The 11,961-nt window shown below is 69.5% G+C and carries 13 protein-coding genes; 12 read left to right on the top strand and 1 reads right to left on the bottom strand.

The window, feature by feature from the left end; all coding sequences use genetic code 11:
• The first annotated feature begins 26 nt into the window (after positions 1-26).
• The 6 genes from HGBR_RS20165 to HGBR_RS05385 all read left to right on the top strand — a co-directional run bounded on the left by HGBR_RS20165 (position 27) and on the right by HGBR_RS05385 (position 5,887).
• Entirely contained in the window at positions 27-275 is a 249-nt protein-coding gene (locus tag HGBR_RS20165) for a hypothetical protein (protein ID WP_019158311.1), read from the top strand.
• A 22-nt stretch (positions 276-297) separates the two neighbouring features.
• A complete protein-coding gene (locus HGBR_RS20160) occupies positions 298-954 on the top strand; it encodes a pilus assembly protein TadG-related protein (protein ID WP_019158310.1) in 657 nt (218 codons plus the stop codon).
• A gap of 46 nt (positions 955-1,000) precedes the next feature.
• Positions 1,001-1,660, top strand: a complete 660-nt coding sequence (locus tag HGBR_RS05400; RefSeq protein ID WP_019158309.1) for a hypothetical protein — start codon at positions 1,001-1,003, stop codon at positions 1,658-1,660.
• Positions 1,661-1,761: 101 nt separating this feature from the next.
• Positions 1,762-4,431 carry a hypothetical protein gene (locus HGBR_RS18710; RefSeq protein WP_051013312.1) on the top strand — a complete coding sequence of 890 codons (2,670 nt, stop codon included), beginning with the start codon at positions 1,762-1,764 and terminating at the stop codon, positions 4,429-4,431.
• A 57-nt stretch (positions 4,432-4,488) separates the two neighbouring features.
• The gene (locus tag HGBR_RS18705) at positions 4,489-5,346 is read left to right on the top strand and encodes a lytic transglycosylase domain-containing protein (protein ID WP_083882734.1); all 858 of its coding nucleotides are present in this window, start codon (positions 4,489-4,491) and stop codon (positions 5,344-5,346) included.
• Positions 5,347-5,374: 28 nt separating this feature from the next.
• Positions 5,375-5,887 (top strand): hypothetical protein, encoded by a 513-nt coding sequence (locus HGBR_RS05385; RefSeq protein WP_147522256.1) that lies wholly within the window; start codon positions 5,375-5,377, stop codon positions 5,885-5,887.
• A gap of 3 nt (positions 5,888-5,890) precedes the next feature.
• Here the strand turns inward: HGBR_RS05385 and HGBR_RS05380 are convergent, their stop codons facing one another.
• Positions 5,891-6,682: an exodeoxyribonuclease III gene (locus tag HGBR_RS05380; RefSeq protein ID WP_019158306.1), complete on the bottom strand. Its 792-nt coding sequence runs from the start codon at positions 6,680-6,682 to the stop codon at positions 5,891-5,893.
• 81 nt (positions 6,683-6,763) lie between these two features.
• Here HGBR_RS05380 and HGBR_RS05375 point away from each other — a divergent pair, with 81 nt between their 5' ends.
• The 6 genes from HGBR_RS05375 to HGBR_RS05350 form a co-directional block, all read left to right on the top strand.
• Positions 6,764-7,627 carry a thioesterase family protein gene (locus tag HGBR_RS05375; RefSeq protein WP_051013310.1) on the top strand — a complete coding sequence of 288 codons (864 nt, stop codon included), beginning with the start codon at positions 6,764-6,766 and terminating at the stop codon, positions 7,625-7,627.
• Between the two features lie 6 nt (positions 7,628-7,633).
• Positions 7,634-8,410, top strand: coding sequence for an SDR family NAD(P)-dependent oxidoreductase (locus tag HGBR_RS05370; RefSeq protein WP_026077364.1), 777 nt, complete (start codon positions 7,634-7,636; stop codon positions 8,408-8,410).
• 46 nt (positions 8,411-8,456) lie between these two features.
• Positions 8,457-9,035 (top strand): orotate phosphoribosyltransferase, encoded by a 579-nt coding sequence (pyrE, locus tag HGBR_RS05365; RefSeq protein WP_026077363.1) that lies wholly within the window; start codon positions 8,457-8,459, stop codon positions 9,033-9,035.
• A 166-nt stretch (positions 9,036-9,201) separates the two neighbouring features.
• Positions 9,202-10,083: an ABC transporter ATP-binding protein gene (locus HGBR_RS05360; RefSeq protein WP_019158301.1), complete on the top strand. Its 882-nt coding sequence runs from the start codon at positions 9,202-9,204 to the stop codon at positions 10,081-10,083.
• A gap of 4 nt (positions 10,084-10,087) precedes the next feature.
• Entirely contained in the window at positions 10,088-11,416 is a 1,329-nt protein-coding gene (locus HGBR_RS16545; protein WP_019158300.1) for an ABC transporter permease, read from the top strand.
• A partial coding sequence (locus HGBR_RS05350) for a TrmH family RNA methyltransferase (protein WP_026077362.1) occupies positions 11,413-11,961 on the top strand: 549 nt, incomplete at its 3' end. The genes HGBR_RS16545 and HGBR_RS05350, both read left to right, overlap by 4 nt.

Raw genomic sequence — 11,961 nt, 5'->3', positions numbered from 1 at the left:
GATCCGGACAGGGAAGGAACAGAACGATGCAGAAGCTCCAGCGCATGGCCCTCACGATCGACAACCAGGCCAAGCAGTACGCCGAGGCCGCCAAGGGTGCTCTCGCGGATCGCCGCGAGGACGGTCAGGGCACCATCGAGTACGTCGGCATCATCGTCATCATCTCCATCGTCATCATCGCGGTCGCCGTGTTCTTCGAGAGCACCGGCACGACGAAGCTCACGGAGGGCATCGGGACCGTCATCGACAACATCCTCGGCAAGACGGCCGGCTGATCCACAGAGGGGCACACACCTCATGACGGACGTGTTCCGGCGGCGCGAGGACGGGCAGATGACTCTGCCCGTCCTCCTGCTGTCCCTTGCGATCCTCGCCGCCACGATCGGCGGCTTCATCGTCGCCGAGGCGGTCGATACGCGCACGCGGGCCCAGAAGGGTGCGGACGCCGCGGCGCTGGCCGCCGCTCGCGACGTCCGGGACGACATGATCTGGACCTTCTCGCGCGGCCACATCGTGGCCTCGCCCGTGGGTCCGATCACCCGGACCACGTGGCCCACCGCGTTCGGAATCTCGAGCATGAGCGGGTCACCGGGCGCCACGGACTTCGCCCGCCGCAACGACACGACGCTGTCCTCCTATCGACCCGGTGTCCAGCGGATCACGACGGACGTGACGACGTCGTCGAAGGTCGAGTCCCCCGTGGGCCGGAAGGCGCAGAAGACCCTGACGGGCGAGGCGACGGCGACGGCCCAGATCGATTCGAGCGGCATCCGCTGCCGGCACCACACGGTCATCCGGGAGCGGCGCACCCGCGTCATCATCTCGTGGAAGGTCACCTGCAGGGGCAACGGCTCGGTCGCCCATGCGTCGTACACGGGACCCACCGCGCTTTCCGCGGTGATCACGAACGAGGACGCGTGGCGCAAGCTCTTCGACATCCGCCTGGTCGACTGACCCGGCGCGCCGCACGCACGATTCCACCCAGCAACGAGGAGGCAGCATGACCGACCAGCCATGGCAGCAGGGACCGCAGGACGGGAACGGCGGACAGCCGGGTCAACCGGGTCAGTCCGGCCCCCAGAGCCACCCGCAGCCGGGCCAGCCCTCCTACGGACAGCCCGGTCCCCAGGGCCACGCCGGCCAGCCCCACCCGGGCGCCTCGCAGCAGCCCTACCGCTTCCGCATGCCGCAGTCCTGGCCGCGCTCGCTGCAGGACGTCCTGCCGGCCGGCGGGTTCGGCGGCCACATCTTCTCGCAGCAGGGTGTGCCCACGCTCGTCTCCATCGCCTTCTGGATCCTCCTCGTCAGCTCGGCCCTGGGCCTGGTCCTGTCCGTCCTGGGTCTCGTGGCGATGCTGGGCGTGGGCCTCTTCGCGTACAGCGGCGCCGTGGTGCCCGCGCTGGTCGCGACCGTCATCGTCGCGCTCAACGTCGTCATCTGCGCGCTGCAGGTGCTCCTGTCGTTCAAGATCCGCGAGGCCAGCGAGTGGGCCCGCTTCGTGCTGTCCGTCCTCACCGCCGTGGGTCTCATCGTGGGTGCGGGCGGCCTCGTGGCCGGTGGCTCCGGCGGCGGGATGACCGGCCTGCTGGGCATCGCCGTCGTGGTCCTCCTGTGGCTGCCGGAACCCAACGAGTGGTTCCTCACGTCGCGGCCTTCGTGAGTTCACACGCCGCTCACCTGGACCTGATGGTCTGCCCCCTGGCCCTCGCGCGGCAGCGCGAGGGCAGATCGTGCTCGAAGATCCCATTGGAGAACTGATCCGTGCCCCCTCACGATTCCCGTCCGTTCTGGGGCGCCGCCCTGGCCGCTGCCCTCGTGGCCGCTCCTGCACTCGCCGCGATCACGATCCCGCCCGGGGGCGCAGCCGCGCAGGCGGCGACCGCCGGCACCCTGACGGTGGGCTGGGGCGACACCGGCTTCGGCTGGTCTGAGAAGGACGCCGCTCCCGAGGCCGCGGCCGGCTCCGTCCTGAGCCTGGACGAGGGACGGGTCCGGATGGGGGTGGCGCCGCAGCGCGACGGCGACACGGAGCAGCCGTACCCCCTGTCGCTGCGCGGGGTCACCGCGCACCCGGTCGACGGGAACGGTCGGATCGGCGAGGCGATCGACATCCGGCCGGCGCTGTCCATCGATGAGGTGCCACGGGATGTCGAGGCGATGGAGCAGGGGGACAGCCCCCTCCGGACGCCGCGCCGGCTGGCGGACACCGGTCTGCTCAACAGCAGCGGCAGCGCGTTCGACGTGGACCACGCGCTGCAGACGGAGTGGTCATTCCTCATCCCCTCCGACGCGATGTCCGCAGAGGCGGCGCAGACGGACACCAGTGGCGGCATCGCCTACTGCGTCGCGGTGGACACCGGCGGCGTCCGCACCGCGCAGGACGGCACGGCGGAGGGCGGCGCAGCGCAGTCCGTCCTCACCTTCCGCGATGAGGACCGGCAGCTGGAGCCCCTGCCGGAGCCCACGAAACCGGCGCCCACGCCCACGACGCTGCCGACGGACACCCCCTCGCCGGTCCCACCGGCGGAGGATGAGACGCCCGGACTGCGCGACGGCGAGTCCGCCGGCGGTCTGGGCGGCACGACGGAGGAGAAGCCGGGTCTCGTCGAGCCCGACCACATCCCCTCGGCGGTCCCGCCCACGGTCGGCCCGGATCCGGATCCCACGGTCACGGCGAACCCGCCCACCGTCGGACCCACGGACCCCGCTCCCACGGAGCCCGCACCGGATCCCACACTCACGGCGAACCCGCCCACCCTCGAGCCCACCGAAGTCCCCACGGACGAGCCCACGGAGGACCCCGCTCAGGCCACGTCGTGCGCTGAGGTCGACGGCGCCGGTGACACCGATGACCGGGGAGTGGGCGCGCCGGACTTCACCCACGGCTCCACGCAGGACGCGATCACGACCCAGCTCGACGCGGACGGCGAACCGTACTTCCAGGTCCCGGCGATGCAGCACGCGAACCCCGCCGCCGAGGCCCCGGTCGCCGGGGACCTCACCGGTCCCGGTCTGGACCTGGGAGACTCCCTGACCGCAGCGCACAGCCTGGGCTTCCGGCTGACCGCGGCACCGGAGGACGGCGCGGTCACCTACCGCAACCAGACGGAGGACGGGGTGTTCGCAGACCGCGGCCATGCGCAGCAGACGATGCTGCTGGACCGCGACGTGCAGGTCGAGCACCGCTGGGCGCCCACCCGCGACGCGCACGCCACCTGGTCCTTCACGGAGAGAGGCGTGTATTGCGTCGCCTACGCGGTGGACGGCCCGCGCGCACGGGCGATGGAGACGTCACCGGGGACGACGAAGGATCTGCCGCCGGATGACGTGCTGCGCTTCGTCGTGGGGGACGCGGATCCGACCTCGGTCGACTGCGCCGGGGAGTCGGAGGACGCGGTCATCCCCTTCCCCGCGGACGATGACGGTGACGGGAGCGACGACGGCACCGGTGACGACGGATCCGACGAGGACGGCTCGGGCGACGAGGACGGATCCGGAGACGACGACGGGTCCGAGGGCGGCCTCGGCGGCGACGAGGACGACGAGGACGGCGACCGCGGCGGCCTGGACGGCGGCGACCGCGACGACGACGAGTCGGAGGGCGGCATGGACAGCCGGTCCGACGACGAGGACGAGGACGACGACGACGAGGATGAGACCCGCGTCGTGGCGGCCCCGGCCTCGGCGGTGGTGTGCCCGGCGGACGGGCAGACGCCGCGGCAGCTGCGCGACGGCGATTTCGCACTGACGGTGACCGACGACGGACTGCGGGTGGCGGATGCGGCGTCGGACGCGACGGTGGCGGACGGCAGCTCCGTCGTCGTGGGCGACACCTCGCGCAGGACGGCGGCGGCCGGCATCGAGGGCTTCGTGGCACCGGGTGGGCAGTACCTGGCGACGGGGTCCACCGGTGCGCCCGGCTTCACGTGGTCGGCGACAGGGTTCGACGAGCCGGTCGACCTGCAGGTCCAGCAGACGGCCGGTGACGGTCAGGTCCGGGTCTTCCTGGGCGAGGGCACCGGGGTGAGCGCGGACGGCGGGACGCTGACGGTCGAACCGGAGTCCTCCGGCACGCTGCTGTTCGGGTTCGATCAGCCCGGCGTGTACGCGGTGACGCTGAGCGACGGGGACGACCGGGAGGTCGAGCTGGAGTTCGTCGCCGGTGATCGGTACGCGTCCGCGCAGGCGGGCACGATGATGAACACGCTCTTCTCCGCCTGCCCGGACGTGTCGTGGGCGACGGATCTGCTGACCGCACAGCAGCCGGAGACCCGTGAGGACGCTCAGCAGTCCGACAAAGCGCAGGCCCAGCAGCAGACCAGCAACGGGCTGGGTCGCGGCTGGTGGGGCGTGGCCGGGGCGGGCATGACCCTGGCCGGTCTGCTCCTCGTCGCGATCCTGGTGGTCGTGCTGCGGGAAGCGAGGCGCTGACGTGGACGGCGGAGCAGGGGCACGCGCAGGCGTGCGTGAACGGGAAGGGGCGCTGCGATGAGGCGACCGGCGAAGGTGTTCGTGGCGATCGCGGGCATGGTGTCCGCGGGGCTGGCGGTGGGGTCGGGGACCCTGTTCCTCTCGCTGGCGGGTCAGGCCGGGCAGTCGCAGGCCCAGGAGCAGACCCAGGGGCCGGACGACGGTCGGCAGGAGGCGGCGCCGGACCTGCCGCTGCTGCCGCCCGCGGACCCGGCGGGCCGCGGTGAGCTGCCGCAGGTGGTGGATTCCGAGTGGCTGGACGACACGGCGGAGGCGACGGGCATCCCCCGGCGGGCGCTGCAGGCGTACGTGGGTGCCGCCGCGTGGACGACGGATCGGATGCCGTCGTGCGGTCTGGGCTGGAACACGCTCGCGGCGATCGGTCAGGTGGAGACGAACCACGGTCGTGTCGACGGGACGCGGATCCAGGACTCCGGCGACGTCTCGCAGCCGATCGTGGGCGTGGAGCTGAGCGGTGGGTCCGGTGTGCGGACCATCGAGGACACCGATGACGGCGAACTGGACGGGGACGACCGGTACGACCGTGCGGTGGGGCCCCTGCAGTTCATCCCGCAGAGCTGGGCGGTCCACGGTCGGGACGGCAACGGCGATCGGACAGCGGACCCGCAGAACATCGACGATGCAGCGCTGAGTGCGGCGGCCTACCTGTGCGCGGGCGGGTCGCTCAACAGTCCGCAGGGATGGGAGAACGCGGTCCTGTCGTACAACGATTCGCTGGACTACGCCGAGGCCGTGTACGGTGCCGCGCAGTCGATCGCGCAGGCGGCCGGGGTGGAGCGGGCCGCGCCCGCACCCGTGACGGTGCCGGCCTCGGAGGAGCCGGAGGACGACCGCAGGCCGGGAGTCTCCGAGTGAGGCGGACGGTTCGGGTGCTGGTGGCCGCATGAGCACGCCGGTGATTCTGTTCGTCGTCATGGCGGTCGCCCTGTTCGGCGGCATGCTGACACTCATGGGGGTCGTGTTCTGGGCGATCCGACGGTCCCGCCCCGGACGAGCGGGGAAGCCGCGTAACGGGCAGGGGATCCCAGGCGTGGTGCGGAGTGTCATCGTGAGCGTCGATGCGCGACCGCCGGCCAGGTTCCAGGACGACAACGATCAGCGGCGCGTGACGGTCCTCATCGACACGGAGGGCCCTGCGGGTGCGGGGCGACTGGAGGACGGCCCGCACCGTCCGAAGTACCTGCCGTGGGGGATGCGGTGGCAGATCTTCACGAAGAACCCGCTGCGGTACGGCGATCTGCAGCTGCAGATGTCGGACCACGACGAGCGGATGGACGCGACCCGGCAGGCGCGGGCTGGCGGCTACGAGTTCGTGCTGGACGAGCCGGTGCGCGTAGTCGTGACGGACCCGGGCGGGAACGGAAGCCGCCCCCGCTGGCGGGTGGTGGGGGAGTAGGGCTCAGACGTCGTAGTCGACGATGACGGGGGCGTGGTCAGACGCGCCCTTGCCCTTGCGCTCCTCGCGGTCGATCGAGGCGTTGGTCGCCGTCGCCGCGAGGGCGGGGGAGGCCAGCTGGAAGTCGATGCGCATGCCCTGCTTCTTGGGGAAGCGCAGCTTCTGGTAGTCCCAGAACGTGTAGACGCCGGGGCCCGGGGTGAACGGACGGCTGGTCTCCTGGAGACCCGCGTCGATGAGGGCTTGGAAGGCGGCGCGCTCTGCGTCGGAGACGTGGGTGGCGCCCTCGAACTCCGCCATGTCCCAGACGTCCTCGTCCAGCGGGGCGACGTTGAAGTCGCCGGTGAGGACGAACGTGTCGGAGTCGTCCGCGGCAAGCCGTGCCGCGGCGACCGCGCGCAGCCGGTCGAGCCACTCGAGCTTGTAGGCGTAGTGGGGGTGGTCCAGTTCGCGGCCGTTGGGGACGTAGAGGGAGTAGACGCGGACCCCACCGGTGACGGCGGAGATCGCGCGGGCCTCGGCGGCCAGGTCCTCACCGAAGCCGGGCATCTGGTCGAAGCCGATCTCCACATCGTCCAGGCCCACGCGGGAGGCGATGGCGACTCCGTTCCACTGGTTGAGGCCGTGGAAGGCGACCTCATAGCCGCGGCTGTCGAAGATCTCGCGCGGGAACTGGGCGTCCTTGCACTTGAGCTCCTGGATGGCCAGGACGTCCGCGTCAGAGCGGTCGAGCCAGGCGCCGATCCTCTCAGCACGGGCTCGGATCGAGTTCACATTCCAGTTCACGATGCGCATGGGGCCAACGGTAGTCGGTGGTGGTGAGGGGTGGCGACTGCACTGCGACCGTCTGAACGACGCCGCGATAGTGTCTGAGTCATGCCAGCAGCACCGAACCACCATCTGGGCGCGGACGGCGAAGCAGTCCCTTCCGCCTACTTCGTCCGCACGGGCACATCGTCCTTCCGCTCGACTCTGCACTCCCAAGGCGCGTGGCAATTGGGCGAGCAACACATGTCTGCCGCCTCCGCACTCGTCGTTCACCAGCTGGAGCGGGCGCTTCCCACAGACAAGCAGATCTCACGGATCACCTTCGACATCCTGGGGGTCATCCACTCCGGGGAGTTCGACATCGAGGTCGAGACGATCCGCCCCGGCAAGACGATCGAACTGATCGAGGCTCGCATGGTCCATCGAGGAGTACACACGGGAGTGGGAGCGCCGCGGACGTCCGTGACCGCCAGAGTCTGGCGGCTGTCGACGTCCGACACATCCCCGGTGGCGGGACTAGAGGTTGCTCCGTTCCCCGATCCCTCGACGTTCGAGTCGCGGAACCTGTCGGAGTTGTGGCCCGGAGGATTCATCGGGTCGCTGAGCGGAGCAGAGGCCCCCGGGGGGCGACCGGGGCGACGGCAGACGTGGCTCAGTACGAACGTCTCCGTGGTCGAAGGTGAGGAGGACAGCACTTACGCCGCGTTCGTGAAGTACTGCGACTCGATGAACGGGATGGCGGTGCGCGAGGACCCGCGAGAGGTTTTCTTCCCCAACGTCGATCTGACGATCCACTTCTTCCGCCCGCCGGCCCCGGGAGGCGTGGGCCAGGACATCAGCGTCGGCTTCGGCGAAACGGGCACCGGCATCACGCATGCGGTCTTCCACGACGTCTCCGGACCCGTCGGGTACTGCGTGCAGTCGCTCACTGTGCGTCTGCCACAGGGGTCGAAGCGAGCGGATCAGGGGTGATCACTCATGAATGATCGACCGCGCGCGCTCATCACCGGCGCGAGTGCGGGGTTGGGGCGAGAGTACGCCGAACAGCTCGCTCGAGATGGCTACGACCTGGTGCTCGCGGCTCGAAGTGAGTCGGAACTGCGTCAGGTTGCGCAGGACCTCGCACAGGAGCACCACATCCACGCGGATGTGTGCGTCGCCGACCTGGCTACTCAGCGCGGCATCGACGATCTGACAACTGTCATCGACCACACACGGATCGACGTCCTGGTGAACAACGCCGGGTTCGGTCTGAAGACATCGACGCTCGACAGTTCCGCCGACCAGCTCATCGCAAGCGACATGGTGATGCTGCGGGCTGTGACGCTGTTGAGCCGCGCGGCCGCACTGCAGATGCGTGAACGCGGACGCGGGGGAATCGTGAACGTCTCCTCACTCGCGGCATTCGGCACATACGGGACCTACTCGGCGGTCAAGAGTGCTGCGATGTTGGTGACTGAAGCGCTGGCGACCGAGCTCGCGGATACGCGCGTCACCGTCACCGCCGTCCTTCCCGGCTTCGTCACCACAGAGTTCCACGACCGGATGCGCGTCCGTCGCGCTGGACCGTCCTGGCTGTGGCTCGATGCGGAACGGGTCGTGGCCGACTCGCTCCGCGATGCACGACGAGGTCGCATCATCAGTGTGCCGAGCGCGCGCTACAAGGCCGTCTACGCGGCGGCGCAGCTGGTCCCACATCCCCTGGTGCGCCACCTGAGCGATGCGCTGGGTCGACGTCGTCGGGCTCGGCACTGACGACCAGTGGACACATGCGGGCACGCAACGGAATATGATCGAACTCATGACTGAGACCGCGACCGCCCGCGAGCGACTCCTGCCCCTCATCGACGAACTCGCCGTGGTGCGCGGCCGCGTCACCCTCGCCTCCGGCATGGAAGCCGACTACTACCTGGACCTGCGCCGCGTGACGCTGGAGCACCGCGCCGCACCGCTCGTGGGCGATGTCGTCCTCAACCTGCTCGACGAGCACGGACTGTTGACGGGTGAGGACGCCGTCCAGTCGATCGGCGGGCTTACGATGGGAGCGGACCCGGTCGCGACAGCGGTCATGCACCGGTCCGTCGAGCGAGGCACTCCGGTGGATTCCTTCGTTGTGCGCAAGGCGGCGAAGCAGTACGGCATGGGGCGTCGCGTCGAAGGTCCTTCGGTCGAGGGACGACGCGTCGTCGCCCTCGAGGACACGTCCACCACCGGAGGGTCCGTCCTCGACGCGGTCGGTGCGCTGCGCGAAGCGGGCGCACACGTGGTGGCGGTCGTCGTCGTCGTGGACCGTGACACCGGTGCGAAGGAGAGAGTCGAGGCCGAGGCCGGGGTTCCCTACCTGGCCGCTATCAGCACACGCGACCTGGGACTTGAGTGAGCGACGCAGACTGGACCCGCACTGACAGGTTGCCGCAAGGGCGCTGACCGACTCCGAGGGAGTTTGCTCGTCGCCCCACTGGCCATCAGACTGACACGAGCGCATGGGCCATCTCACAGCAGACCACCGTGCCCAGCCCCCATCCGACAGGCAGAAGGACGCAATAGTGCTCGAAGTGAAGGGATTGACGGTCACCAGTGGCCGGAAGACCTATCTCAAGGACGTCTCGTTCACCGCAGACTCGGGACGCCTCACCGGTGTCGTGGGCCTGCGCGGTTCGGGGAAGACCGAACTGGTGCGTTCCATCATGGGTCTCATCGACGCGGATGAGGGCACCATCGAGCTGGCGGGGTCGAAGCTGGGGTACGGCGACCGGCAGAACTTCGGGTACCTGCCCAGTGAGCGGGGCGGGTACCCGCGCATGAAGGTGTTGGAGCAGATCGTCTACTTGGCGCGCCTCCACGGCATGACCCTGGGCGCTGCGGAGAAGAACGCAGTCACTCTGTTGGCGCGCCTGGATCTGTCCGACCGTGCGTACGCCCAGCTGAGCCACCTCTCCGGCAGCGAGATCGCCCGCGTGGACATCGCCGCCGTGCTCGCGGCGGACCCGGACGTCGTGATCCTGGACGAGCCCTTCGACGGGCTGGATGCAGAGTCTGCGGAGATCGTGTTCGGGCTGCTGCGTGATCACGCGGAGTCGGGAGTGCCGATCTTCTTCACGACTGACAAGTGGCGGATGGCCCAGGAGCACGCGGACGATCTCATCGTGCTGGCGCACGGGCGGATCGTGGGTCAGGGGACCTTCGACGATCTGCAGGGTGATGAGCGGCTCTTCGCGGCTCGTTTCGCAAGCGAGGACGACGCATCCAGTGCGGTCGACCGGTTGACCGCTGCCGGTGCTGCAGACGTGACAGTGGAGGACGAGGTCGTCACCTTCGTCGCTCCGGATGAGGAGGCGGCCGCGCAGAGGGTGCAGGGACTCGCCGGTCTTCGTTCCTTCGGCCCCCGCACACGGGACCTCGCAGATCTGTTCAAGGAGTCGGTGTAATCAGATGACGGACAAGAAGACGAACGACCCGGTCGAACCCGCTGAGGACGCCGACGACATCGTGTCGGAGCCTCTGAAGGATGGCGACGAGAGCGACCAGGATCTCGCGGACGACTTCGTCGAGATCGACGAGACCGACGAGACACCGGAAGAGCTGCGCGAGGAGACACCCGACCCCGCGACTCTGCCGGCGACCGGTCTGGTCAGTGAGTTCCATGACCTGACGGCGTCGCAGGCCGCGTACCTGGTGAGCCACCGCGAGACATCCTCCGTGTCGCGCTCTCCGCTGTTCTATGTGTCCGCGCTGCTGCTGGGCGTCTCCGTCATCGCCGCTCTGATCGTCGGGTTCCAGCGCGCTGGAGCCGGTATCGGGGACGCCCCGGAGACTCTTGCCGTTGTGGGTGTCGACCAGGAGCAGGCGGACGGCTTCGGCCAGCAGCTGGGGCTCCCGGTCGTCTCTGTCGAAGATCAGGAAGCCGGCGAGGCGATGCTGCGCAGCGGGGAGGCCGGGGCTGTCTACGTCCTCGATCCGACCGGCATGCAGCAGGCCTCGCTCCTGGCACTCGACCGTGATCCGCAGTCGATCCTGGACGTGCTGAACCAGCCGATCCCCGTCGACTACCTGGAGCCGCCGGCAGTCGCACCCGCGGTCTCCGACCCGGTGGCGTGGGGGCTGGCGATCGTGGTCGCTGTGGGAGTGCTCACGCTGGGTGCTGCTCTGACGCAGAATCTCCGGACGGAGAAGCGGAACCGGCTCGCGGAGGTGATCGCGTCCACGATCCCGGCCCGGGCCTCGGCGTGGGGCCGGGTCTACGGACTCACACTGCTGTTCCTCACGTTCCCGGTCCTCGCTGGCGCGGTTCTGTTGGTGGGCCTCTCGATCGGGCAGCGGACCGACCTGGCCGTCGACCTCCTGCCGGCGCTGGGCTGGTTCGCACTCATCGCGCTCATGACTGCGTTCCTGCTGCTCGCAGCGCATCTGTGGGCGGCGACCAGTGCCTCGCGGCGCGTCAGGCGCGTGGGATACGGGGCGGCTGTCGTCCTGACGGTCGCAGGCGTGCTGGCGCCGCTCGTCCTCCGAGCGGAGTCGACTGTCATGCTGTGGCTGTCGTATGCGCCACTCACCTCGCCCGTGGCGATGCCCATGCGCTACATGGCCGGTCAGGCGGAGTGGTGGGAGGGCCTCGTGGCAGCCGGGATCTCTGCTGTCGTGGGCTTCATCGTTTACTGGCTGGCGGCGTCCGCATACCAGCGCACGCTGCTGCGCGGTGCGGGACGGTCGGGCCTCAAGCCCAGCCCGCGCAAGCGCCGGTCGGCACCGTCCCAGGTGTGACCGAGTCTGATTCCGTGGGGGTGGGGCCCTGGCAGGGGCCCCGCCCCCACGGTGCGCACTGGGACCCGGTCCTGCTGGAGGAGGGCGACAGACGGAACGTCATCGACCGGTATCGCTACTGGTCGATGGACGCGATCGTCGCGGACCTCGACACCCGCCGGCACGGATTCCATGTGGCCGTGGAGAACTGGCAGCACGATCTCAACATCGGATCCGTCGTGCGGACGGCGAACGCATTCAATGCGGCCGCAGTCCACATCGTCGGACGTCGTCGGTGGAACCGTCGCGGGGCGATGGTGACGGATCGCTATCAGCACGTGCACCACCATCCGACGGTCGAGGAACTTGCGGCCTGGACAGGTGAGCAGGGCCTGGCACTCATCGGCATCGACAACTTCCCGGACTCGGTGCCGCTGGAGACCTTCGATCTGCCGCGTGAGTGCGTGCTGCTGTTCGGGCAGGAAGGGCCCGGACTCAGCGACGAGGCGCACGCCTCGTGCTCTGCGGTGCTGTCGATCGCGCAGTTCGGGTCGACCCGATCGATG

It is taken from the genome of Brevibacterium senegalense (assembly GCF_000285835.1).
Taxonomy (GTDB): Bacteria; Actinomycetota; Actinomycetes; order Actinomycetales; family Brevibacteriaceae; genus Brevibacterium; species Brevibacterium senegalense.
The sequence above is the reverse complement of the archived record's forward strand: the minus strand, read 5'-3'. Positions and strand labels throughout refer to the sequence as shown.